21 protein-coding genes are annotated in these 22,500 nt (G+C 74.3%); 5 read left to right on the forward strand and 16 right to left on the reverse strand.

Annotation, left to right across the window (positions count from 1 at the left end):
• Nucleotides 1-5 precede the first annotated feature (5 nt).
• Nucleotides 6-194, forward strand: coding sequence for a hypothetical protein (locus tag ACPC54_RS20805; RefSeq protein WP_498966617.1), 189 nt, complete (start codon nt 6-8; stop codon nt 192-194).
• Between the two features lie 147 nt (nt 195-341).
• A complete protein-coding gene (qcrB, locus tag ACPC54_RS20810; RefSeq protein ID WP_498966618.1) occupies nt 342-2,054 on the forward strand; it encodes a cytochrome bc1 complex cytochrome b subunit in 1,713 nt (570 codons plus the stop codon).
• Here the strand turns inward: qcrB and ctaF are convergent.
• Together ctaF and ctaD are read right to left on the reverse strand one after the other, a co-directional pair.
• Complete coding sequence (ctaF, locus tag ACPC54_RS20815; RefSeq protein WP_498966619.1) at nt 2,020-2,415, reverse strand: aa3-type cytochrome oxidase subunit IV; 396 nt, start codon at nt 2,413-2,415, stop codon at nt 2,020-2,022. The two genes, qcrB and ctaF, sit on opposite strands and share 35 nt — an antisense overlap.
• A complete protein-coding gene (gene ctaD / locus ACPC54_RS20820) occupies nt 2,412-4,106 on the reverse strand; it encodes an aa3-type cytochrome oxidase subunit I (RefSeq protein WP_498966620.1) in 1,695 nt (564 codons plus the stop codon). The genes ctaF and ctaD overlap by 4 nt, the downstream gene beginning before the upstream one ends.
• A 235-nt stretch (nt 4,107-4,341) precedes the next feature.
• Here ctaD and ACPC54_RS20825 point away from each other — a divergent pair, with 235 nt between their 5' ends.
• A complete protein-coding gene (locus ACPC54_RS20825) occupies nt 4,342-4,989 on the forward strand; it encodes an HAD-IIIA family hydrolase (protein ID WP_498966621.1) in 648 nt (215 codons plus the stop codon).
• Between the two features lie 65 nt (nt 4,990-5,054).
• Here the strand turns inward: ACPC54_RS20825 and ACPC54_RS20830 are convergent, their stop codons facing one another.
• The 9 genes from ACPC54_RS20830 to ACPC54_RS20870 all read right to left on the reverse strand — a co-directional run bounded on the left by ACPC54_RS20830 (nt 5,055) and on the right by ACPC54_RS20870 (nt 13,127).
• Nucleotides 5,055-5,474 (reverse strand): hypothetical protein, encoded by a 420-nt coding sequence (locus ACPC54_RS20830; RefSeq protein WP_498966622.1) that lies wholly within the window; start codon nt 5,472-5,474, stop codon nt 5,055-5,057.
• Nucleotides 5,475-5,559: 85 nt separating this feature from the next.
• Nucleotides 5,560-6,507 carry a DUF5133 domain-containing protein gene (locus ACPC54_RS20835; RefSeq protein ID WP_498966623.1) on the reverse strand — a complete coding sequence of 316 codons (948 nt, stop codon included), beginning with the start codon at nt 6,505-6,507 and terminating at the stop codon, nt 5,560-5,562.
• A gap of 29 nt (nt 6,508-6,536) precedes the next feature.
• Complete coding sequence (locus ACPC54_RS20840; RefSeq protein WP_498966625.1) at nt 6,537-7,262, reverse strand: ANTAR domain-containing protein; 726 nt, start codon at nt 7,260-7,262, stop codon at nt 6,537-6,539.
• Between the two features lie 59 nt (nt 7,263-7,321).
• The gene (locus tag ACPC54_RS20845) at nt 7,322-8,050 is read right to left on the reverse strand and encodes an ANTAR domain-containing protein (protein WP_498966626.1); all 729 of its coding nucleotides are present in this window, start codon (nt 8,048-8,050) and stop codon (nt 7,322-7,324) included.
• 311 nt (nt 8,051-8,361) lie between these two features.
• Nucleotides 8,362-8,667, reverse strand: coding sequence for a hypothetical protein (locus tag ACPC54_RS20850; protein WP_498966628.1), 306 nt, complete (start codon nt 8,665-8,667; stop codon nt 8,362-8,364).
• A gap of 97 nt (nt 8,668-8,764) precedes the next feature.
• Nucleotides 8,765-11,191 (reverse strand): SpoIIE family protein phosphatase, encoded by a 2,427-nt coding sequence (locus ACPC54_RS20855; RefSeq protein ID WP_498966629.1) that lies wholly within the window; start codon nt 11,189-11,191, stop codon nt 8,765-8,767.
• A complete protein-coding gene (locus ACPC54_RS20860; RefSeq protein ID WP_498966631.1) occupies nt 11,184-11,525 on the reverse strand; it encodes an STAS domain-containing protein in 342 nt (113 codons plus the stop codon). The genes ACPC54_RS20855 and ACPC54_RS20860 overlap by 8 nt, the downstream gene beginning before the upstream one ends.
• 64 nt (nt 11,526-11,589) lie before the next feature.
• Nucleotides 11,590-12,783, reverse strand: a complete 1,194-nt coding sequence (locus ACPC54_RS20865; protein ID WP_498966633.1) for a PP2C family protein-serine/threonine phosphatase — start codon at nt 12,781-12,783, stop codon at nt 11,590-11,592.
• A 185-nt stretch (nt 12,784-12,968) separates the two neighbouring features.
• A complete protein-coding gene (locus tag ACPC54_RS20870) occupies nt 12,969-13,127 on the reverse strand; it encodes a hypothetical protein (protein ID WP_498966635.1) in 159 nt (52 codons plus the stop codon).
• 144 nt (nt 13,128-13,271) lie between these two features.
• Here ACPC54_RS20870 and ACPC54_RS20875 point away from each other — a divergent pair, with 144 nt between their 5' ends.
• Both ACPC54_RS20875 and ACPC54_RS20880 read left to right on the forward strand, forming a co-directional pair.
• The gene (locus tag ACPC54_RS20875; protein ID WP_498966636.1) at nt 13,272-14,225 is read left to right on the forward strand and encodes a TIGR03557 family F420-dependent LLM class oxidoreductase; all 954 of its coding nucleotides are present in this window, start codon (nt 13,272-13,274) and stop codon (nt 14,223-14,225) included.
• Nucleotides 14,226-14,261: 36 nt separating this feature from the next.
• Nucleotides 14,262-16,013, forward strand: coding sequence for a glycoside hydrolase family 15 protein (locus tag ACPC54_RS20880; protein ID WP_498966638.1), 1,752 nt, complete (start codon nt 14,262-14,264; stop codon nt 16,011-16,013).
• A 23-nt stretch (nt 16,014-16,036) separates the two neighbouring features.
• On the opposite strand, the gene ACPC54_RS20885 is transcribed toward ACPC54_RS20880, so the two are convergent.
• From ACPC54_RS20885 to ACPC54_RS20905, 5 genes are read right to left on the reverse strand one after another with little or no spacing between them, the layout of a single operon-like run.
• Nucleotides 16,037-16,708, reverse strand: a complete 672-nt coding sequence (locus ACPC54_RS20885) for an HAD family hydrolase (RefSeq protein WP_498966639.1) — start codon at nt 16,706-16,708, stop codon at nt 16,037-16,039.
• A gap of 18 nt (nt 16,709-16,726) precedes the next feature.
• Nucleotides 16,727-17,821 (reverse strand): enolase C-terminal domain-like protein, encoded by a 1,095-nt coding sequence (locus tag ACPC54_RS20890; protein ID WP_498966640.1) that lies wholly within the window; start codon nt 17,819-17,821, stop codon nt 16,727-16,729.
• On the reverse strand, nt 17,818-20,142 hold the full coding sequence (locus ACPC54_RS20895) for a GMC family oxidoreductase (RefSeq protein ID WP_498966641.1): 2,325 nt from the start codon (nt 20,140-20,142) through the stop codon (nt 17,818-17,820). The genes ACPC54_RS20890 and ACPC54_RS20895 overlap by 4 nt, the downstream gene beginning before the upstream one ends.
• Nucleotides 20,135-20,572: a hypothetical protein gene (locus ACPC54_RS20900; RefSeq protein ID WP_498966643.1), complete on the reverse strand. Its 438-nt coding sequence runs from the start codon at nt 20,570-20,572 to the stop codon at nt 20,135-20,137. Before ACPC54_RS20900 ends, ACPC54_RS20895 begins: the two co-directional genes overlap by 8 nt.
• Nucleotides 20,559-22,364: a thiamine pyrophosphate-requiring protein gene (locus tag ACPC54_RS20905; protein WP_498966644.1), complete on the reverse strand. Its 1,806-nt coding sequence runs from the start codon at nt 22,362-22,364 to the stop codon at nt 20,559-20,561. Before ACPC54_RS20905 ends, ACPC54_RS20900 begins: the two co-directional genes overlap by 14 nt.
• Between the last annotated feature and the right edge of the window lie 136 nt (nt 22,365-22,500).

Here is a 22,500-nt window from a genome sequence, read left to right on the forward strand (position 1 = left end):
TCGCCATGAACACATCCAGGGACCACGCCGACCCGCGCGTCGCCGAGCAGGCGAGGGAGAAGTCCGCCGAGCAGCGCAACATCACCGCCCCCACTCCGGCGGACGTGCGCGCCGAAGCCGAGGAGGGCCGGGGCCACGAAGCAGGCGAGGAAGAGCCGAAGGAGGAGCCGCCGGCCGGCACACCGGCCTCGTGATACCCGACATCCGGCTACGGCCCCGGGCGGCGTCCAGACGCCGCCCGGGGTTCCGGCCTGCGCCGTTGGAGTGATCTACCGCCGCACGACGGCGGAGCCGCCGCGCTCGGCCGCCCTTCGCACAGGGCCTCGCATAGCTTGCCTCGGGTGGAGCCCACCGAATCATCCGAGGTCACCAGCGAGCCCTCCGCCGGGGAGCGCGCCGTCACCGCACTCGACAAGCGCCTGCCGGTCATGGAGGGCGGCCGGGCCCTCCTGCGCAAGGCGTTCCCGGACCACTGGTCGTTCCTGCTGGGCGAGCTCGCGCTGTACGGCTTCGTCGTCCTCCTGCTGACCGGTGTCTACCTGACGTTCTTCTTCCGACCGAGCATGGGCGAGATCGTCTATGACGGCTCCTACCTGCCGTTGCGCGGCGTGCGGGTGTCCGAGGCCTACGCCTCGACGCTGCGGATCAGCTTCGACGTGCGCGGCGGTCTGCTGATCCGCCAGGTCCACCACTGGTCGGCGCTGCTGTTCGCCGCGGCGATCGGCGCGCACCTGCTGCGGGTGTTCTTCACCGGCGCCTTCCGCCGCCCCCGGGAGCTCAACTGGGCCATCGGGGTGACACTGTTCAGCCTGGCGCTGCTGGAGGGGTTCTCCGGCTACTCGCTGCCGGACGACACGCTCTCGGGCACCGGGCTGCGCATCGCCGAGGGCGTCCTGCTGTCGCTGCCGCTGGTCGGCACGTACCTCACCCTCTTCGCGTTCGGCGGCGAGTTCCCGGGGCACGTCGTCATCCCGCGGCTGTTCACCGTGCACGTCCTGCTGGTGCCGGGCCTGCTGGTCGCCCTGATCGGGGCGCACCTGACGCTCGTCGTGGTGCTGAAGCACACGCAGTGGGCCGGGCCCGGGCGCACCAACCGGAACGTGGTCGGCATGCCCTTCTTCCCACAGTTCATGACCCGCAGCGTGGGCCTGATGTTCACGGTGGGCGGCGTCATGGCTCTGTCCGCCTTCCTCGCGGAGATGAACCCGATCTGGCGCTACGGCGCCTACCGGCCCGACGTCGCCGGGGCCGGCGCCCAGCCCGACTGGTACATCGGCTTCATCGAGGGTGCGCTGCGGCTGATGCCCGCGATCGAGACCAGGGCCCTCGGGCACACACTGTCCTGGAACGTGCTGCTCCCGGCCGTGGTGCTGCCCGGGCTGATGTTCGCACTGCTGTACGCCTACCCCTTCGCCGAACGGTGGCTCGACCCCGGACCGGGCGAGCACCACCTGTGCGACCGGCCGCGCAACAAGCCCACCCGCACCGCGCTGGGGGTCGCCGGGATCACCTGCTACGCCGTCCTGCTCATCGCGGGCGGCAACGACGTGATCGCGTTCGCGTTCGGGATCTCCGTCAACGCGCTCACCGACGTGCTGCGCGCGGCCTTCGTCGTCCTGCCACCCCTCTCGTTCATGCTCACCCGACGCCTCTGCCTGGCCCTCCAGGCCCACGACCGCGCCCGGCTCCTGGAGGGCGACCCGACCGGCCGCATCGACCAGGCCCTCGACGGCGGCTTCGAGGGCCGCCGCCGAGGCGTGCGGCCCGCCGAGCGCGAGGTCATGCTGGTGCGCGACGCCCCGGTGCCGCCGCCGGCCCCGGAGGGGGCACCGCGCCGGGAGCGGGCGCGGGCCGCCGCGAGCTCCTGGTTCTACCGCGACCGGGTCGAACTGCCCGCCTCCGAGATGGAGTCCCAGCGGGTCGCGGCCGTCCTGACCGCCCCGGAACACCCCCGCACCCCGGCCGGACGAACGGCCCGGCCGACCGCGGCCGGCCCGCTGCGCCGACTGCTGCGCCGGATCACACGCCGTCGTCGTCGCGGTACTGGAAGATGAACCCGAACACGGCCACCGCGACCACCAGCCCGCCGACGACGACCAGCCACAGGGCGAACACCACCCCGAGGGCGAAGACCGTCACGCCCACGGCCGCGAGCACCGGGTAGCCGCTGCGGGCCGGGAAGAACCCGATCGGGCCCGCCGTCTCCGCGATCTCGGCGTCCTTGCGGTCCTGCGGCCGCCCGTGGCCCCGCCGCTGGTGCTGGACGAACCAGAAGAGGGCGACCAGCGCCGACATCAGGAACCCCACCGTCAGGATCGCCTTGCCGGCGGGCTCCCGCGCCCAGAGCCCGTAGACGAGCCCGGTCACGGCGAAGAACGCCGCCATGATCGAGAACAGCCACCCTTCGGCCTTCACCGCGCGCTTCCCCGCTCCCCCTCGTCGCCGGACACCCGGTCGGCGCCGCTCTCCTCACCCGGGACCTCCGGGTGGTGCAGGTCGAAGGCCGGCGATTCGGAGCGGATGCGCGGCAGCACGTGGAAGTTGTGCTCGGGCGGCGGACACGACGTCGCCCACTCCAGCGACCGGCCCCAGCCCCACGGGTCGTCCCGGTCGACCCGGCGGCCGTGCCGGGTGGTGATCCAGACGTTGTAGAAGAACGGCAGGTTGGAGATCCCGAGCACGAACGCGCCGCACGAGGCGAGCACGTTGAGCGCGGTGAAGCCGTCCACGTCCAGGTACGTCGCATAGCGGCGCGGCATCCCCTGGGCGCCCAGCCAGTGCATGACCAGGAAGGTGAGCTGGAACCCCGTGAAGACCAGCCAGAAGTGCGCCTTCCCGATCCGTTCGTCGAGCATCTTCCCGGTCAGCTTCGGCCACCAGAAGTAGAAGCCCCCGAAGGTCGCGAACACGACGGTGCCGAACAGGACGTAGTGGAGGTGCGCCACCACGAAGTAGCTGTCGGTGACATGGAAGTCGATCGGCGGCGCGGCCAGCAGCACCCCGCTCAGCCCTCCGAACAGGAAGGTCACCAGGAACCCGATCGACCAGAGCATCGGCGTCTCGAACGAGAGCGAGCCGTTCCACATCGTCCCGACCCAGTTGAAGAACTTCACCCCGGTCGGCACCGCGATGAGGAACGACATCATGGAGAAGAACGGCAGCAGCACCTGGCCGGTGGCGAACATGTGGTGCGCCCACACCGACATCGACAGCGAGGTGATGGCGATGGTCGCGCCGATCATCCCGTAGTAGCCGAACAGCGGCTTGCGGCTGAAGACCGGGACGATCTCGCTCACGATGCCGAAGAACGGCACCGCGACGATGTACACCTCGGGATGGCCGAAGAACCAGAAGAGGTGCTGCCACAGGAGCGCACCGCCGTTGGCCGGGTCGAAGACGTGCGCACCGAACTTCCGGTCCGCCTCCAGCAGTAGCAGGGCCGCCGTGAGCACCGGGAAGGCCAGCAGCACCATGATCGACGTGAACAGCACGTTCCAGGTGAAGACCGGCATCCGGAACAGGGTCATGCCCGGCGCCCGCAGGCAGGTGATCGTGGTGATGAAGTTGACCGAGCCGAGGATCGTGCCGAGGCCGGCCACGACCAGGCCCAGCGCCCACAGATCGCCGCCGGTGCCGGGCGAGAACACCGGCCCGTTCAGCGGCGCGTACGCGAACCAGCCGAACGCGGGCGCCCCGGTCGAGGTGAGGAAGCCGCTCAGGACCAGCAACCCGCCCAGCAGGAACGCCCAGTAGGTGAAGGCGTTCAGCCGGGGGAACGCGACGTCGGGCGCCCCGATCTGCAGCGGCATGATCGCGTTGGCGAAGCCGGCGAACGTCGGGGTCGCGAACAGCAGCAGCATGATCGTGCCGTGCATGGTGAACATCTGGTTGTAGCGCTGGTGCGACAGCAATCCGGTGTCCGGCCCCATCAGTTGAGCCCGCATCAGCAGCGCCAGCACCCCGCCGACCAGGAAGAACCCGAACGCCGTCACCAGGTAGAGGTTCCCGATGACCTTGTGGTCCGTGCTGAACAGCCAGCGCAGCACCGTGCTGCCCTGGTGGAGCCGGGCCCGGGTGCGGCGCGCGGCGGTGGTCGAAGCGGTCATGGAACCTCCGCAGCACGATGGACGGGATCCGCGGGAACGGGCGGCCCGCACACGCCACCGGCGACCCTAGCGGCGGCCGACGACCCGCCGTCGCCGCCACGCGGGACCGGGCTCACCCGGGCTCGGGACCTCGGAGCACGGGCACCCGCCCCGACCGGAGGACCGGGGCCGTCCGGCGCCGACCGGAGGCCCGCCAGGCCGTTTGGAGTGCGGCCCGGCGGCAACCCGTAGGAGTATGGCGTACCTCGGAGAACCCGTACCGACCTTCCCGCGGCCCCGTCCGGCCACCACCACCCGGACCGACCCGTCCGCACCATGGTTGTTCACCCGCCCGGGCCGCAAGGCGGCTGACGGGCCGATGGACGCCGTGCTGTTCGGCCGGGACGGCACGCTGCTCCAGGACGTCTCCTGCAACGGCGATCCCGCGCTGGTGCTCCCCATGGCCGGGATCCGGGCCGCACTCATGGCGCTGCGCGAGGCGGGATTCGCGCTCGGCGTGCTGACCAACCAGCCCGGTGTCGCACGCGGGCTGATCGGCCGGAGCCAGGTGGAGGCCGTCCAGGCCCGCGCCGAGGAGCTGCTGGGCCCGTTCGACGCGTGGGCGGTCTGCCCGCACGGGCCGCACGACGGCTGCCCCTGCCACATGCCGGCGCCCGCCCTGGTGACCGCCGCCGGCCGGGCACTCGGCCTGCCGCCCGCCCGCCTCACGGTGGTCGGCTCCAGCGACGCCGTCGTCGCCGCCGCCCTCACGGCCGGAGCGCACGCCATCCGCGTGCCGGAGGCGCCCTTCCGGCCCGGCGCACCGTGTCCGCCCTGCCTCCTGACCACGTGCCGCGCGGTGGCCGGACCGGTCGAGGCGGCCGACCTCCTGCTGCGGCACTGAAGCCTGCGGCACTGAAGCCCCCCACGAGCTTCACGCCCCCCGGACGCACCCGTTCCCCGCCGCCGTCAGTCGTCCCCCGGCTTCCCGTACCGGGCCCGCCACTCACGGGCCCTGGCGTTGTGCCACGCGACACCCTGCTCGGCCTGCTGCACGGACAGGCCGCTCAGTTCGGCCACCTCGCTGAGCGGGACGGGTTCGTCGTCGTACTCGGCGAGTACCCGGCAGACCTTGCCGGCCCACTGCTCCTCCGGGATGAAGGGACGGCGGCGGTACTGCTCGATCAGGCTGGCCAGGTGGTCGAGGTTGCAGGCGGTCAGCACCCGCTTGCCGTCCAGGGCCGGGTCGCTGACGTGCAGGGCGGACGAGTCCGGTACGAGTGCGCCGAGCAGGTCGTCGTCATCGACGGCCTGGCCGCACAGGTCGCACAGGTCGAGCTCGGGAATGCCGCCGGACCGGTCGTCCGTCGGCGGGCCGATGTCCTCCATGGGGCGCGCCTACCCGCTGGCCCCGGGGCCAACCCAGCCGCACCGGCCCCGGGGTGCTTCCCCCGCCGGGCCGCGGACACCGGTGTCACCGGCGCGCCGGACCGCCGCGATCCGCACCCGCCGGAACCGGCCGCCCCTCGGCGGCGACCCGGCGGGCCACCTGATCGAGGTCGGTCCCCAGGAGCTGGGCCGCCCTCGCGAGGACCGTCAGGGCCGCGTCCGCGGTCACGCCGAACCGCTCCATCGTGATGCCGATGGCCACGCCGGTGGAGTGCCGGCGGTCGAACAGGTCGGCCACCGCACGGGCCAGGCCGGAGCGGTCGAGGGCCATCGACGCCTGGAGGGCGAGGACCGTGACCAGCCCGGAGGCGGGCGTGCCGGGTTCCGCAGCTGACCGCAGGTAGACGCTGAGGGCCGTGCACCCGTGCGGGTGGGTGCGCAGATGCGCCGCCACCACCGCCCGCACCCCGCAGCGCCGGGCGCGGTCGGCGAATCGCCCGGGGCGGCCGGAGTCGAGCCGGACGACGACCTGCCCCTCGCCCTGGTGGCGCAGCCGCGGCAGCGGTCCGGCCCCCGCCTCGCCCTGGGCCCGTTCGAGGGCCAGCAGCTGCGGGGAGCTCGCGGTCAGCACGTCCACCGAGCCGTCGTCGTGCCAGGTGCTGACCGCGGCGCCCACGCAGTCCGGGACGGTGACCACGGACAGCTGGAGGACGTCGCGGAGGGTGGGGAAGGACCGGGCGCGCCCCTGTTCCCGGGCCGCGAGCTCGCCGAGCTCGGCCAGCAAGGGGCCGTGGCCACGGGTGGCACGCGGCTCACCGGTCGCCGGGCGGGGACCGGTCCGCTCCCGACTGTGCGGGCCGATCAGGGCCCTGGCCCGGCGAACGGCACGGGGGTGGTCGGTCTCCCCCGTGTAGACGGCGATCGTGTAGCAGACATCCTGCAGTCTCCGCTCGGCTTCAGGTGATCGTGAAGCGGAGAGCGTGTCGTACTCCGCGACCAGTCGGCCGAGCGCGGCGACATCCACCATGGGCATGGGCACCTCCGGAGGCGTGCCGAGAGCGGTCAGCCGGCCAGCACCGTGGCCGGGTCCAGGTGCCCGTCCACCAGGGCGCGGGCCGCGTCGGCCACTCCCCTGCCGCTGCGGCGGGCGTGGACGCGCAGCACCTCGAAGGCGCTGTCCATGTCCAGGCCTCCGGCCTCGGCGAGGACGCCCTTCGCCCGCTCGACGGCGGTGCGGTCCACCAGCGCGGCGCCGATCTCCTCGGCCGCCGTCTGCGCTCGCCCGTACCGCTGCTGGAGCAGGGCGATCACGGCGAGGTCGGCGAGCGGCTGGACGATGTCCGCACCGTCCTGGCCGGGCTCGACCCCGGCGTGGACGTCGAAGACGTTGAGCGCACCGACGACCCGGCCGTCCAGGCGCAGCGGCACCGCGCGCACCGAGCGGAACCCGAGGTCGAGGGCCTGCTGAACGAAGCGGGGCCAGCGGGCCCGGGCGCGGTCGAGATCGCGTTCGACGACCTCGCGGCCGGTGCGGTGGCAGTCCAGGCAGGGCCCCTCGCCCGCGGCGATCTGCAGCGCCTCCAGCCGGCGGACCCGGTCGTTGGAGTAGGCGATGTCGCGCAGGTCGCCCCGGCGGTCCGCGACGACGAGACCGGTACCGGCCGTCCCGCTGAGTGCCGTGCAGACCTCGGTGAGCCGGTGCAGGAACTCGACGGTGTCGTAGCCGGGGCCGACCAGCGTCCCGGTGAGCCCGGCGAACGCCTCGTTCACCCGGGCCTCGCGCGTCATGACCGTCTCCACTTCCCTTCGGGGCCAGGCTACGCCCCCACCCGCCAGTCGGTCATCCGTCATCGGTCCTCCTCGGTGAACCGCAGCCGCCGGAGCACGATCTCGTGCGCGACCTCGTCGATCTCACGGTCGTGGGTGAAGGCGTGCGCACGCAGCCGGTCGAGGGCCTCCTCGGCGGACACCCTCAGCTGCACCATGATCATGCCGACCGCCTGGTCCACTTCCACACCGTTCAGCGGCGGGTCGTCGAGCCACGGCTGGACGGGCACCTCACCGGACGGCTTCATGAAGGAGCCGACGATCGCGAGCGTGACGCTGGTCGCGGCGACCCTGATGTCGGCGACCTCCTCGGCTCCGGGAATGCCCGGGGCCGACCGGTAGAGACTCAGGACGCCGATGCTGGCGGAACCCAGATGGAGCGGTGCGGCGTAGATGCTGCGCAGCCCTCGGTGGTCGGAGTTGGCCGAGGCGAGGTCGGCCACCAGGACCGGCCAGCGCACCTCATGGGACGCCAGCAGATCGGCGACCGCCACCGGGGTCCGGGCCCGGAAGGCGTCCACGCCGGGGCCCTCGCCCAGGCTGAACTGCCGTTCCTCCATCCGCCGGGCCCTCCCGTCGCTGGCCCACACCCCGGCGCGGTGGCCGGTGTCGGCCATCAGGGTGATCGAGGCGGCTTCCACGGCCAGGGCTTCGACACAGGCCGTGCAGAGCCGCTCGGGCAGGGAGGGGTGGCCCGGGCCGTTGACGGCCTCGGCCATGATCTGCGCGATTCGCGTCAGATCGGCCATCTCCGTGCCTCGTTCTTCTGTCGTCTCCCCGCCGCACCCGGGCGGGTGAGCGACGGTCGTCGCGGTCGGGACTCCCGTGCGCCGCCACAGCGGCTCGCGCCGCGGCGTGATCACCGCGGCCGTGATCACCGCAGTATAGGTGCCCGGGCCGTCTCCGAACTCCGTCCGGCGACTCGCGTGTACCCGGATCCGCGCCCGGCACACGCACCGCGTCGCACCGTCCGACGGCGCACCGTCCGGCAGCCCGCCCGGGCAGGGACACTCCCTCCGGCTCCCTGAGGTGCGGCCGCCCGGGGCAGCCTGACCGGCCGTCACCGTCCGCGCCCGTCGTCCCCGGCGCACGCGCACAGCACCGCGAAGGCGATCGCGAGCGCCAGGGCCCAGCAGCCGGCGAACGCCCAGGCGACGGACGCCGAGGCGCTCCGCAGGCCGGCCACCAGCAGGCCCAGGGACAGCAGCACGAGGACGATCACCGTCCGGGGCCGCACACCCCGCGAGAGCTCCCAAGCCCGGCTGCGCAGCCTGAACACGAGCCCGCTCACCAGCGAGTCGAGCCCGCGCTCACACCGGGCTTCCCGCTCGGCCCCGGCCGACCTGCGCCCTTGCCACCCGTCCATCGCGTCCTGCCTCCTCGCGTACCCGCCCCCAGGTCCGCCGACGCGGGTTCCCCGTCCGGGCGGACACTAACGCGCCGATTCGCGCGGCTACGGCCGGCTACCGCCCGGGACGGAGGCGGACGGCGAGGAGGCAGCTGTCGTCCGCGGGGTTGGGGCCGCCGAGGCGGGCGGCGATGTGGTCGAGCAGTTCGGCGAGGCCGGCTGCGACGCACTCCTCGGCGGCGCGCAGGAGGCGGCCCGGACGGCCGGTGCCGGCGTCGCGCCGGTTGAGCAGGCCGTCCGTCCAGAGCAGGACGGAGTCGCCGGGCCGCAGCGGCTGGACGGTGTCGCGGTAGCGGCTCTCCGGCAGGGCGCCGAGGACGGTGCCGGTGGGCCCGTCCGCCAGGGCGGCGGCGCCGTCCCGGACGACGGCCGGGGGCTCGTGGCCGGCCGCGCTCCAGGTGAGCGTCCGGGCGGCCGGGTCGAGCAGGCCGCACAGCACGCTGGCGATCCGGCGGCTCCCGCGGTGGCAGAGCAGCGAATTCAGCCGGGTGAGCCCGGTGCCCGGGCCGTCGCCCGTGCCGCACAGGCCGCGCAGGGCGTAGCGCAGTTCGGACATGGCCACGGCGGCCGTCAGGCCGTGCCCGCTGACGTCGCCGACGGCCAGCAGCACCGTGCCGTCCTGCAGCGCGGTGAGTTCGTACCAGTCGCCGCCCACCCGGCGGCGGTCCCCGGCGGGCAGGTAGCGGGCCGCGTGGTCGAAGTCGGCGAGCGGCGGATCCGGCTCGTCCGGGGCGGCCATCAGCGCGTTCTGCAGGGCCCGCGCGGTGCGGTGTTCGGCGGCGGTCCGGCGCTGCTGCTCGGCGAGCCTGGTCCGGACTCCGGCCAGGGCCTGCTCGGTGCGATGCCGCTCGGTCACGTCCTGGAGGACGCCCCGGACTTCCCGCACGCGTCCGGTGGCCGGATCGGGGATCGCCTCCGCGCTGATCCGCAGCGTCCGCTCCCTCGCCCCGGGCGGCCCGACCGCGACGTCCACCGGGCCCGGGTGCCGCCCGCCCAGCAGCAGCCCGGCGAAGGCCCGCACAGCGGGGCGGTCGGCTCGGTCGACGCACGCCAGTGTCTCGACCGCGGTGGCCGGGCCCGGCCGGTCCGGGTCGAGGCCGAGCAGCCGCCTCGCCTCCGTCGACAGCCGCAGGCCCGCCGTGCCGGGCGACCAGGTGAAGCTGCCGACGCCGGCCAGCCGCTGGGTGTCGCCGATCCCGACCACGGGCTCGGCGCCGCCCGGCGGCCGCCAGGTGAGCAGCAGACCGTCGAGGAACGGAACCGCGCGCAGGATGAGGGACTCCCCCGCGTCGGTGGAGTCGCCCGGCCTCGTGAAGTCCCGGATCCGGTCCTCGTGGCGGGCACTGGTCTCAGCGGCGTCGAGGATCCGGGCGAAGCCGCCGGTGGCGACGAGCCCGGGGAGGATCTCGGTGAGGCGCCGTCCGAGCATCGGAGCGGTTCCGGCCGCGGCGTTCGCGTACCTGACGCGAAGGTCGGTGACCGCTCCCTCGCGGCCGCCCTCGCGGACCACGGACAGCACGAGGACGGGTTCGAACATCGCGTCCAGCACACCGCGGAACCAGTACTCGCCGCCCGGGACCACCAGTCCGGGCTCCCCGCCGCCCGCCGCCGCGACGCGCAGCAGGTGCCCCGCCACCAGCCCGGACAGCGCGTCGAGGTACCGGGTGGCCGCGCGGGCCCGCTCGGGCGGGCCGTCCCAGCCGAGACTCATCGCCCCGACGATCCGGTCGCCGTTGCGCAGCGGCACCGCGCAGGCCGTCCGGCCGGGGACGATCCGGCCCGTCTCGGGCGAGCGGCCGCCGGCGTCGTCCGCGTCGAACTCCCAGACCATGCCGCCTCCGTGTGCGGCGGCGGCCAGCGGGACCCCGGTCTCCGGCGGGATGCGCCGCCACTGGCTGATCCGGTGCGGTTCCACGCCGTGGCTGCCGATCAGCGCGAGGGCGCCGTCCGGCTCCAGCAGGCCCAGGACGACGGCGACGACGCCGAGCGGTGCCACGGCCACCTCGTGGAGCAGCTGTGCCAGTTCCTTCGGCGTCTGCGCGCCCGCCAGTGCGGAGACGGCCAGGTGGTACCGGCCGGCCAGGCCTGGACCGGGGGCCGGCCGGGTGGCGCCCGGGGGCGCGGGAACGGGCGGATGGGCGGCCGGGTACGGGACGGGCCGGACGAACTCGTCGACGGCGTCCCGGAGCGACGCGTCCGCGGCGACGTCGCCGATCGGAGCCGCGAGACCCACCAGCTCGGCGGCGATGTCCGCGACCCTGCGGTTGGAGTCCTGCGAGAGTCGGATCAGGTGGCCGAAGGCCTCGTCCGGCGTACAGCCCAGGCGTTCGGTGAGCATGCCCTTCGCCTGCTCGATCACGCCCCGGGTGCGCATCGCCCGGCGCAGTCCCTCCGCCTCGGCACGCAGCCGGTCCACCGCCGCCAGCAGCACGGTCGTGTCGTCGGCCCTGGCGGTTCCTTCGCTGGTCCGGTGCTCAGACACAGGCCGCCGCCACGTCCGGGTAGAGCGGCAGCACCGCCGTCACGCCGCTCAGCTCCACGACGTCCCGCACCCGTGGCACGGCGCCCGCCAGCCGCAGCGCGCCGTGCGCTTCCCGCACCCGGCGGGCGGCGCCGAGCAGGGCGTTGAGGCCGGTCGAGTCGACGAAGCCGACCGCGGTCAGGTCGACGACGAGTCGGGGCGCGCTGCCGTCCACCAACGCGTCGAACAGCTTCCGCAGCTCGGGAGCGGCGAAATCGTCGACGTCACCGAAGAGTGGAACGACCGTCCAGCCGTTGAACTCGGAGAAGTCCTTCATCCGGATCACCTTCTCCACCTGGTTCCTCTTCCAGGCTAGGGCCTGTCGCCGCAACGGCTCCAGGGCCTGAGCCCGGGCGCCGTCACCCTCCGCCGTCCGGGTGCCACTCGGCGAGGGCGATCGTGGCGTCGTCGCGCAGGCGGTGGTCCTGGTGGGCGAGCAGGGCGTGGATCAGGTGACGCAGGGCCTCGGGGGCGGGCTCGCCGCTCGCCATGTGCCGGACGATGGTGTCGGTCAGGCGCTCCTCCCCGAAGGTCTCCCCGCTGGAGGAGCGGGCGTCGGTGACCCCGTCCGTGTAGACCAGGACGCGGTCGCCGGGCTGGAGCCTGATGTGGTGCACGGGTTGCGGGCCGCGGTCGTGGAACCCGAGTCCGAGCGGGAGTTCGGCGCGCCGTCGCAGGGCCTCAGCGACGACGTGCCGGCCGCGGATGAGCAGCGGGGTCGGGTGGCCGCAGTTGATCCAGGAGAGTTCGCCGGTGGCCGCGTCCAGGTCGGCCACGACGGCGGTGAGCAGCCGGTCGGGGATCCAGCGGCCCAGTGCGCGGTCGATGGCCCGCGCGATGGCCGCCAGGTCGCCGCCGGCCCGGCGGGTGCTGCGGCAGGCCGCGAGCGCGACCGAGCTGGCTCCGCCGGAGGCGAGGTCGTGCCCCATGGCGTCGAACACGGACAGGTGGAGGCGTCCGCCCGCCACGGAGTGGTCGAAGGCGTCGCCGCCGACCTCATAGGCGGGTTCGAGGACCGCACTGGAGGTGACGTCGCGGGTGCCGATGGTGCGCGGCGGCAGGAAGGCCCACAGGAGTTCGGCCTGCAGGCTCATCGGCCGGTCGCGAGTCGTGCGGACGATGACGTCGCTGTACGCGGACCCGGAGACCACGAGCAGGGCGACGAGCGCCGCCAGGGACTCCCAGCAGCCGGCCGGGTCCGGCTCCGGCGTCCCGGTCTCCACGCGCAGCACGCCGATCCGCTCGATCCCGTCGATCAGGGGGAACCAGCCGACGGCGGGCGGCCCGGCCGAGATCTGGGTGCGCCGCAGCCGGTAGGCGCGTCCCGCGAGCGTGGTCCCGATGTCGAGGCGATCGCCCGGGGCGCCGGCCTCCGGGTCCGCCAGCGGCACGAGGTGCCGTTGCTGGACGTCGGCCAGGAACACCCGTGCCCCCGCCCCGCCCAGCTCACGGGCCGCGTCCCGCACCGCGCCGGGCAGGTCACCCGGCCCGCTCGCCCGGGAACGGGCCAGGGCCCGCGCCAGCACTCCGCCCAGCGCCTTCTCGTCACACATCGCCGCCTGGCACCTCCCATCGCGCTCGCGCTCACCGCTCGCACCCGGAGGCCTGGGCCGGATAGCGGGCGGCCCGGGCGCCGTGGCCGACCCCAGGCCAGCGGCGGCCGGGCCGGTGGTGGGCCGGCCGCCGGGCGGCGCGCGAGGACCGTGCGAACACCCCGGGGTCGCCCGAAGCCACCTGCTCAGTCCTCACCGAGGACGGCGTAGGTCTCCGCATCGCCCTGCTCCCTGCTCTCGTCGTCCGGTGCGCCCGACGGGCGGGAGCACGCCGGTCCGCCGACATCGGGCCGGTCGGGTGTGCGGACGGCTCCGGCCGTACCGCCGGCTTCGCGCGCGTCCATGGTGGCCACCTCCGTGGTCGGTGCTTCGGGACCCGTCCGGCTACCCGGTGCCGGGCCCGGCAAACGGCGACGAGGTTTCACGACGCCCGGCCCGGTAAGCCGCTGCGACGAAGGAGAGCGGCGGACCGACGAAGCGAGGCTGCCATGACCGCGTTCGGCTACTTCCTGTCCTGCGAGGAGTTCACCCCCGCCCAGCTGGTCGAGCAGGCCCGGTGGGCGGAGCGGGCCGGTTTCACCCGGCTGGCGATCTCCGACCACTACCATCCGTGGAACGACGCCCAGGGCAGCAGCCCGTTCGTGTGGGGTGTGATCGGCGCGCTCTCGCAGGTCACCCGGCTCCCGGTGACCACACTGGTGACCTGCCCGACCGTCCGGATCCACCCTGCCGTCGTCGCCCAGGCGGCGGCGACCGCGGACGTGCAGCTGGTGGGCGGGCTGCGGCTCGGCGTGGGCACCGGCGAGGCCCTGAACGAGCACGTGCTGGGCGACCGGTGGCCGCCGTTCGGCGTCCGGGCGCAGATGCTGGAAGAAGCCGTCGCGGTGATGCGCGAGCTGTTCACCGGCGGGCTCGTCAGCCACCAGGGCGCGCACTACACCGTCGAGAACGCCCGGCTCTACACGCCGCCGCGGGACGGGCGGCTGCCGGTGTACGTCTCGGCGTTCGGCCCCAAGGCCGCCGAGGCGGCGGCCGAGTTCGCGGACGGGCTGGTCACGATGAGCCCGGACACCGACCTCACCGGCCGCTACCGGGCCGCGGGCGGTTCCGGACCGGTGCTCGGCGGCGTGAAGGTGTGCTGGTCGCAGGACCGGGCCCGGGCGGTCAAGACCGTCCACCGGCTCTGGCCGAGCGAACTGCTGCCCGGCGAACTCGCCCAGGTCCTGCCCACGCCGCGGCACTTCGAGCAGGCCACCGAGCTGGTCACGGAGGAGATGGTGGCCGGCTCGGTCACCTGCGGCGACGATCCGCGCGAGCACGCCGACCGGTTGCGCGGCTACGTCGACGCCGGGTTCGACGAGGTGTACGTCGGCCAGATCGGCCAGGAGCAGGAAGGGTTCTTCGACTTCTACCGTGAGCGGGTCCTGCCGCGGCTGGAATGACCGGGTGATGGCCGACATGCGGCAGGAGGTGGGCCGTTGAGCACGCCCGACAGCACCGCGCCCGCCCCGCACGCCCTGCGCGACTACGCCCTGCTCGCCGACGGCCACCGCGGCGCCCTCCTCGGCCCCTGCGGCGACATCGTGTGGATGTGCGCCCCCGCCTGGGAGGACGACGCCGTGTTCGCCGCACTGATCGGCGGCGCCGGCTGGTACACCGTCACCCCGGACGGCCCCTTCGTCCGGGGCGGTTACTACGAGCCGGGCAGCCTGGTCTGGCGCAGCCGCTGGATCACCACGGGCGGGATCGTCGAGTGCCGCGAGGCCCTGGCCCACCCGGGCGACCGGCACCGCGCCGCCTTGCTGCGCCGGATCGAGGCCGTCCACGGCGACGCCCGGGTGGACGTCCGCCTGCGCCCGGCGGCCGGCTTCGGAGCCCACCCGCTGTGCGAGCTGCACCGCGACGAACGGGGGGCCTGGACGGGCCGCACCGGCGGCCTGCACGTACGCCTGACCGGTGCCCCGGACGCCCGGCCGGACGGCGCCTCCCTGCACACCGCGGTGTTCCTGGAGGCCGGCGGGCGGCGGGACCTCGTCGTGGAGATCTCCGACCGGCCCCTCTCGGCGCCGGATCCCGCCGACTCCCTGTGGCGGTCGACCGAGGCCGCCTGGGCCGCCCGCGTGCCCGACCCGGTCGGCGTCATCGGGCAGCGGGACGCCCGTCACGCCCACGCCGTGCTGAGCGGGCTGACCGGACCCGGCGGCGGTACGGTGGCCGCCGCCACCACGAGCCTGCCCGAGCGGGCCGAGCAGGGCCGCAACTACGACTACCGTTACGTGTGGGTGCGCGACCAGGCGTACATCGGTCAGGCCGCCGCGGCCGCCGGCGTGCACGAGCTGCTGGACGGCTCCGTACGGTTCGTCACCGCCCGTCTGCTGGACGACGGCCCCGCGCTCGCGCCCGCCTACACCGCCACCGGGTCGACCGTCCCGGACCAGCGCACACTGGACCTGCCCGGTTACCCGGGCGGCTTCGACGTGGTCGGCAACCACGTCAACCGCCAGTTCCAGCTCGACGTCTTCGGCGAGAGCCTGCTCCTGCTCGCCGCGGCTGCCCGTCGCGACCGGCTGGACGTCGACGGGCGGCTCGCCGCGCTCACCGCCGCCGACGCGATCGCCGCCCGCCACCGGGAGCCGGACGCCGGAATCTGGGAGCTGGACGCCGACCGCTGGGCGCACAGCCGCCTGATCTGCGCCGCCGGCCTGCGCGCGATCGCCGCCGCCCCCGGCACCGGCGGAGGACGCGCGGCTCGCTGGGAGGCGCTGGCGGACCTGATCGTCGCCGAGACCTGCGCCGACTGCCTGCACCCGGACGGCCGCTGGCAGCGCTCACCCGGCCGGAGCGGTGTGGACGCGGCCCTCCTGCTGCCGGCCCTGCGCGGCGCTTTGCCGGCCGACGACCCCCGCACCACCGCCACCCTACGGGCCGTCCGGCGGGACCTCGGGCAGGACCATTACCTGTACCGGTTCCGCCACGACCGGCGGCCCCTGGAGGACGCCGAGGGCGCGTTCCTGCTGTGCGGCTTCGTCATGGCCCTCGCCGAGCACCAGCAGCACGACGAGGTGGAGGCGGTGCGCTGGTTCGAACGCAACCGCGCGGCCTGCGGCCCGGCCGGCCTGTACGCGGAGGAGTTCGACGTCGCCCAGCGCCAGCTGCGCGGCAACCTGCCCCAGTCCTTCGTCCACGCGCTGCTGCTGGAATCCGCCGCCACCCTGGTGTCCGGCCACTGACCGGGCGGGCGCGCAGACGGCCGTCAGGCCGGGAGCCGGGCCAGCAGGCCGGCGTCCAGGTCCGCCAGCAGCTCGGCGGTGTCGCGGTGCACCTCGGCGGCGCCGCAGCCGAGGAGCTCCTGGGCGGAGAAGCCGCCGCTCTCGACGGCCACGCACGGCACCCCGGCACGGCCCGCGGCGGCGACGTCCCACACGGTGTCGCCGACGAACACCGCGTCCGCGGGGTCGGCGCCCGCGCGCTCCAGCGCCGCGTGGACGAGGTCCGGCGCGGGTTTCGTCGCGGCCACGTCGTCGGCGCAGGTGGCCGCTTCGATGACGTCGTCGGCGCCCAGGGCACGGCGCAGCACCGCGAGTTCGCGCGCGGAGGCGGAGCTGGCCAGGACGATCCGCCAGCCGCGTGCGGCGCAGGCGCGCAGGAGGTCGGGGGCGCCGGGCAGCGGTGCGATGACCGGCCAGTGGCTGGCGTAGAGGGCGTCGTGGGCGGCGGTGATCGCCTCGTCGTCCCCGTGGTCGCGGTGCTCCCCGAGGAGGTGGTCGAGCAGTTGGTCCCCGCCCATCCCGACGGCCCGGTGGACACGCGCGGCGGGGACCGACCGGTCGTACTGGCGCAGCGCCTCCCACCAGCTCAGGGCGTGCAGGTAGGCGGTGTCGAGCAGGGTCCCGTCGACGTCGAAGAGTGCCGCTGCGGTCTTCATGGCTCTTCCTTCCGGGTCTCAGGCGGTGCGGTACTCGGCGGCTCGGGCGGGCGCGAGGCGCAGCCCGTGGCCGGGGGTGCCGTCCGCGCCTGGGGTGACGGTGCCGCCGGTGGGGTCGAGGGTGCCGTCGAAGAGCAGCCGCTCGATCCGGACGTGGTCGTGGAACCATTCCAGGTGGCGGCAGTTGGGGACGGCCGCGGCGACGTGGGCGTGCAGGTGGGGGGCGCAGTGGGCGGAGACGTCGAGGCCGTGGGCTTCGGCGAGGGCCGCGACGCGCAGCCAGGCGGTGAGGCCGCCGCAGCGGGTGGCGTCGGCCTGGAGGCAGTCGACGGTGGGGATCATGCGGGCGAAGTAGGCGAGGTCGTAGCCGTACTCCCCCGCGGTGACGTCGGGGGTGACGGCGTCGCGGACGGTTCGCAGGCCCGTGAGGTCGTCCGAGGAGACGGGTTCCTCGAACCAGGTGACGCCCTCGTCGGCCAGGGCGTGGCCGAGGCGGACGGCCTGCTTGCGGTGGTAGCCGCCGTTGGCGTCGGTGTAGAGCTCGGTGCGGTCGCCGACGGTGGCGCGGGCGGCTCGGACGCGTTCGAGGTCGCGGCGCTCGCGGGTGCCCCACGACTCACCGATCTTCATCTTGACGCGGGGGATGCCCTGTTCCCCGGTCCAGCCGCGCAGTTGCCGTTCCTGCTGAGCGGCGGAGTAGGTGGTGAAGCCGCCGCTGCCGTACACGCGGACGGGCCGGGCGGCCGCGCCGAGGAGCCGGACCAGCGGCAGGCCGAGCAGGTGGCCTCGCAGGTCCCACAGGGCGAGGTCGACGGCCGAGATCGCGCCGGCGACCAGCCCGGGGCGGCCGGTGTTCCGGACGGCCCGGTTCATGGCGTCCTGGGCTCCGCTGGTGTCGTGCGGGTCCCGGCCGGTGAGCAGCGGGGTCAGTTCGTCCCGGATGACGGCGGCGGTGGCCGGCGCGCCGTAGGTCCAGCCGATGCCGGTGTACGGGCCGCTGCGGGCCTCCGTGAGGACGAGCGTGGTGTGGTCCCAGGCGATCGTGCCGTCCGCCTCCGGGGCGTCGGTGGGGACGGTGTAGACGCGGACGCCGATCCGCTCGATCTCGTTCATCCCGGTGCTCGCAGTCCGGAGCGCTCCCCCGCGGCGAGCAGGCCGGCCGCGCGGTCGACCAGGGCCATGATGGTGAGCGCGGGGTTGGCGCTGCCCTGGGTCGGCAGGACGCTGCCGTCGGTGATGAGCAGATTGGGCACGGCGAAGGTCCGCAGCCGGTGGTCGACCACGCCGGCGAAGGGGTGGTCGGCCATCCGGCAGCCGCCGACGAGGTGGGCGTAGCGGTCGATGGTGATGACCTCGCTCGCGCCGGCGGCGCGCAGGATGTCCTCCATGACCGTGCGGGCGGCGCGGATCAGCATCCGGTCGTTGTCGCACTGGGAGAAGGCGAACTCGGCGACGGGCAGGCCGTGCCGGTCGGTCTCGGCGGCGAGGGTGACCCGGTTGTCCGGTTGGGGCAGCAGCTCGGCCATCGCGCCGAGGGTGGCCCAGTGGACGTAGTCGCCGAGGTAGGTCCGCAGGTCGGCGCCCCAGTGGCCCTGGGCGACGACGTGCTCGGCCCAGGTGATGGGCAGCGGGGAGATGTTCTGGATGGTGAAGCCGCGCCGGTAGGGCCGGTCGGCGCCGGTCTCGTAGTACTGCTCCGTGGAGACCTCCGGCGGCGGGGCCTTGTAGGCGCGGATCTCCTCGTCGAACCGGCCGGAGGTCTGCGGGGCGCCCTGCATCATGACGTAGCGCCCGACCAGGTCGTGGTTGTTGCACAAGCCCTCGGGGAAGCGTGGGCAGGCGGAGTTGAGCAGCAGGCGCGGGGTCTCGATGGCGTAGCCGGCGACAGCCACCGTTCGGGCCCGCTGAAGGTGTTCGCGGCCGTGGTGGAAGTACCGGACGCCGCGGGCGAGTCCGGCGGCGTCGAGTTCGACGGCGGCGGCCATGCAGTCGGCGCGGATCTCGGCACCGTGGACGAGGGCGTCCGGGACGTGGGTGATCAGCGGAGAGGCCTTGGCGTTGACCTTGCAGCCCTGGAGGCAGAAGCCCCGGTAGACGCAGTGCGGGCGGCGGCCGAAGCGGCCGTTGGTGATGGCGACGGGGCCGACCCGGGCCTGGATGCCGAGGGCGGCGGCGCCGCGCAGGAAGACCTCGCCGTTGCCGCCGACCGGGTGCGGCGGGTGCGGGTAGGGGTGCGGCTCGCCCCAGGGCCAGTACTGGCCGGCGACCGGGAGTTCCAGCTCCAGGCGCCGATAGGAGTCGCGCAGGTCCGAGTAGTCGATCGGCCAGTCGGCACCGACGCCGTCGAGGCTGTGGGTGCGGAAGTCGGAGGGGTGGAACCGGGGTGCGTAGCCGGCGAAGTGGACCATCGAACCGCCCACGCCCCGGCCGGAGTTGTTCGAGCCGAGCGGGACGGGATCGGTGCCGGAGATGACCCGGGGCTCGGTCCAGTACAGGTGGTGCGAGCCGGCCTCGTCGCTGACCCAGTCGGTGAGCGGGTCCCAGAAGGGCCCGGCCTCCAGCACCACGACGCGCCAGCCCCGGCGGGCCGTCCGCTGGGCCAGGGTGGCGCCGCCGGCGCCGCAGCCGACGATCAGCAGGTCCACCTCGTCCGCGTCGTCGTAGCGCCGCATGTCGCGCAGCAGGGTGTGGTCGAAGCCGCGCCCGTCGCGGGGCAGCAGCCAGGCGGAGGCGTTGGTGCGCCGGACTTCCCGTTCGGCGGCGGCGTTGGCCCGGACGGTCTCGGCGGCGGCGCGCAGCCGGGAGTGGCGGCCGGGGTCGGTGGCGGGCGGCAGCGGGCGCACCGGCTGGTGGTCGGGCGGCCGGGGCGGGCGGTTGCGGGCGTCGGCGACCTCCCAGGGTTCGCGCAGGCCGATGCCCAGGCGCAGGTAACCGCGTGGGTGGGCGGGGCCGCCGAAGCCGATCTCGTTCCAGGCGGTGGGGTGGGAGTAGAAGGCGGTGCACGCGTACCTGGTCCACAGGCTCCACACGTGCTTCGCGGGCAGGCCGTGCCAGCGTTCGCCGTCCAGGTCCGCGACGCGACCGACCAGGGCCCGCTGCCGCACCTCGGTGAGCGCCGCGAACGGGCCGTCCGCGTCCGTGTCCAGGGCGTGCAGGGAGCGGCGCCAGGCCTCGTCGTCCCTCGGCATGTCGGTGTAGTGCCAGCCGTCGGTCTCCAGCTCGGCGAGCCGGGCGTCGATCGTCCGCAGCAGCGGCGGGTCGGGGTGGTCGAGCAGTTGGTCCAGCAGGGCGCGGGCGGTCGCCTCCTCGCCGGGGGTGAAGAACCTCAGCGGCGGCTGCGGCCCGGTGCGGGCCAGCACCACGGCCGCCGTCTCGCGGTCCCAGTACCGGGATTGGGCGAGCACGTCGAAGCCGGGGAAGCGCGGTTCAGGCATCGCGGGACTCCCGGCGCAGTACCGCGGCGACCAGGCCCATCCCTCCGACCATGCTCATCAGCAGCGGTGCGAACAGCGGCGGCCCCATCTCGACGTTGTAGCGGGCCATCGCCCAGCCGCCCGGCTTCTCCGCGATGCCCCGGGCGTGCAGCCAGGTGCCCTGGACGCCGTTGGCGGCGATCGCGGCGGAGGCGACGGGGAGCATCGTGTGCGCGGCCCGCGGGCTGAGCGCACCGGCCACCCCGGCCACCGCGCCGACCGGCCCGAGCCACACCGGCCACCACATCACGCGGTTGCCGAAGCCGGCCCGGTCGTGCTCGAGGTAGATCTCGGCCGCCGTGACGACCGAACCGGCGGCGGTGGCCAGGGCGAGCGAGCGCTGGAAGCGCCCGGAGCGCACGTTGCGCAGCGCGAGGTCAACGGCGCCCATGCCGGCCTCCGAAGGAGGGCAGGAGCTCCTGCAGCTTGGCCTTGAACCCCTGGCGGACCATCGCGACGCGGTCGCTGTCGCCCCGCAGGACGGACTCGGCGGCGGCCTGGATCTGGTCCCAGGTCGCGTGCGGCGGGATCGGCGGCACCGCCGGGTCGGTGCGCAGCTCCAGGACGAACGGGCGGTCGGCGGCGAGGGCGTGCCGCCAGCCGTCCGGCACCTCGCCCGGGGCGTTCGCCCGCTCGGCGCGCAGGCCCAGGGTGCGGGCGAAGGCCGCGTAGTCGACGTCGGGCAGTTCCTGGGAGGGCAGGAAGCTCGGCTCGCCGGCCATGGCCCGCATCTCCCAGGTGACCTGGTTGAGGTCGCGGTTGTTGAGCACCGCCACCACCAGCCGCGGGTCCTGCCACTGCTGCCAGTACTTGGCGATCGTGATCAGTTCGGCGAGGCCGTTCATCTGCATCGCGCCGTCGCCGACCAGGGCGATCGCCGGCCGGTCCGGGTGGGCGAACTTGGCGCCGATCGCGTAGGGCACGCCCGGGCCCATGGTGGCGAGCGTGCCGGACAGCGAACCGCGCATGGTGCCGTGGAAGCGCAGGTGGCGGGCGTACCAGTTGGCGGCGGAGCCGGAGTCGGAGGTGACCATGGCGTCGTCGGGCAGCAGGTGGTCGAGCTCGTGGATCGCGTACTCGGGGTTGATCGGATCGGCCTCGACCGCGGCCCGTCGCTCCATCACCTCCCACCAGCGCTCGGTGTTGTCGCACACGGTGCGCTGCCAGCCGCGGTCCTCCTTGCGGACCAGCAGCGGCAGCAGCGCGTCGAGGGTGCGGGCCGCGTCGCCCACCAGGTTGACCTCGTACGGGTAGCGGAGCCCGACCATGAAGGGGTCGAGGTCGATCTGCACGGCCCTGGCCTTGCCGAAATCGGGCAGGAACTGGGTGTACGGGAAGCTGGACCCGATCGTGAACAGGGTGTCGCAGTCCCGCATCAGCTCGTAGGAGGGGCGGGTGCCCAGCAGGCCGATCGCCCCGGTGACGTACGGCAGGACGTCGGGCAGCGCGTCCTTGCCGAGCAGCGCCTTCGCGACGCCGGCGCCGAGCAGTTCGGCGGTCTCCTGCACCTGCCGCCGGGCGTCGCGGGCGCCCTGGCCGACGAGCATCGCGACCTTGCGGCCGGAGTTGAGCACGTCGGCGGCCCGGCGCAGGTCGTCCTGTTCGGGCACGACCGTCCAGTGCGGATTGCCGAGGCTGGACGGCACCATCTTGAACGCGTGCTCCGGCGGGCTGTAGTCGAGCTCCTGGACGTCGGCGGGCACGATGACGGCGGTCACCGTGCGCCGTGCGGCGGCGGTGCGCACCGCCCGGTCGAGCACGTTGGGCAGTTGCTCGGGGACGGTCACCATCTGGCAGTAGTCGGCGGCGACGTCCTTGAAGAGGCTGAGCAGGTCCACCTCCTGCTGGTAGGAGCCGCCCATGGCGCTGCGGCTCGTCTGCCCCACCAGGGCGACCACCGGCACGTGATCGAGCTTCGCGTCGTACAGTCCGTTCAGCAGGTGGATCGCGCCCGGGCCGGACGTCGCCACGCACACGCCGGTGCGCCCGGAGAACTTCGCGTAGCCGACCGCCTCGAACGCGGCCATCTCCTCGTGCCTGGCCTGGACGAACACCGGCCGGTTCTCGGCCCGGCCCCAGGCCGAGAGCAGCCCGTTGATGCCGTCGCCCGGATAACCGAAGACGTGCTCGACGTTCCAGTCGCGCAGCCGTTCCAGGATGTGATCGGAAACCTTCGGGGACACGGTGCTCCTCCTTCACGTCCGTCACGCGGGTCTCCCCCGCAGGCGCGGCTTTCCGCTCCGGCGATCCGGAAACGTCCGCACCGGCGCGAAGAGCGCCTGCGGCGCACGGCACGTTTGCCCGCCCCGGGCACGGCTA

It is taken from the genome of Kitasatospora sp. NPDC094028, from assembly GCF_049543595.1.
GTDB lineage: Bacteria > Actinomycetota > Actinomycetes > Streptomycetales > Streptomycetaceae > Kitasatospora.

What these genes read in the sequence shown, in the direction of transcription:
- ACPC54_RS20805 (WP_498966617.1), top strand. Translation starts at nt 6, where the DNA reads ATGAACACATCCAGGGACCACGCCGACCCGCGCGTCGCCGAGCAGGCG.
- ctaD (WP_498966620.1), bottom strand. Translation starts at nt 4,106, where the DNA reads ATGACCGCTTCGACCACCGCCGCGCGCCGCACCCGGGCCCGGCTCCAC.
- ACPC54_RS20825 (WP_498966621.1), top strand. Translation starts at nt 4,342, where the DNA reads ATGGCGTACCTCGGAGAACCCGTACCGACCTTCCCGCGGCCCCGTCCG.
- ACPC54_RS20830 (WP_498966622.1), bottom strand. Translation starts at nt 5,474, where the DNA reads ATGGAGGACATCGGCCCGCCGACGGACGACCGGTCCGGCGGCATTCCC.
- ACPC54_RS20835 (WP_498966623.1), bottom strand. Translation starts at nt 6,507, where the DNA reads ATGCCCATGGTGGATGTCGCCGCGCTCGGCCGACTGGTCGCGGAGTAC.
- ACPC54_RS20840 (WP_498966625.1), bottom strand. Translation starts at nt 7,262, where the DNA reads ATGACGCGCGAGGCCCGGGTGAACGAGGCGTTCGCCGGGCTCACCGGG.
- ACPC54_RS20845 (WP_498966626.1), bottom strand. Translation starts at nt 8,050, where the DNA reads ATGGCCGATCTGACGCGAATCGCGCAGATCATGGCCGAGGCCGTCAAC.
- ACPC54_RS20850 (WP_498966628.1), bottom strand. Translation starts at nt 8,667, where the DNA reads ATGGACGGGTGGCAAGGGCGCAGGTCGGCCGGGGCCGAGCGGGAAGCC.
- ACPC54_RS20865 (WP_498966633.1), bottom strand. Translation starts at nt 12,783, where the DNA reads ATGTGTGACGAGAAGGCGCTGGGCGGAGTGCTGGCGCGGGCCCTGGCC.
- ACPC54_RS20870 (WP_498966635.1), bottom strand. Translation starts at nt 13,127, where the DNA reads ATGGACGCGCGCGAAGCCGGCGGTACGGCCGGAGCCGTCCGCACACCC.
- ACPC54_RS20875 (WP_498966636.1), top strand. Translation starts at nt 13,272, where the DNA reads ATGACCGCGTTCGGCTACTTCCTGTCCTGCGAGGAGTTCACCCCCGCC.
- ACPC54_RS20885 (WP_498966639.1), bottom strand. Translation starts at nt 16,708, where the DNA reads ATGAAGACCGCAGCGGCACTCTTCGACGTCGACGGGACCCTGCTCGAC.
- ACPC54_RS20890 (WP_498966640.1), bottom strand. Translation starts at nt 17,821, where the DNA reads ATGAACGAGATCGAGCGGATCGGCGTCCGCGTCTACACCGTCCCCACC.
- ACPC54_RS20895 (WP_498966641.1), bottom strand. Translation starts at nt 20,142, where the DNA reads ATGCCTGAACCGCGCTTCCCCGGCTTCGACGTGCTCGCCCAATCCCGG.
- ACPC54_RS20900 (WP_498966643.1), bottom strand. Translation starts at nt 20,572, where the DNA reads ATGGGCGCCGTTGACCTCGCGCTGCGCAACGTGCGCTCCGGGCGCTTC.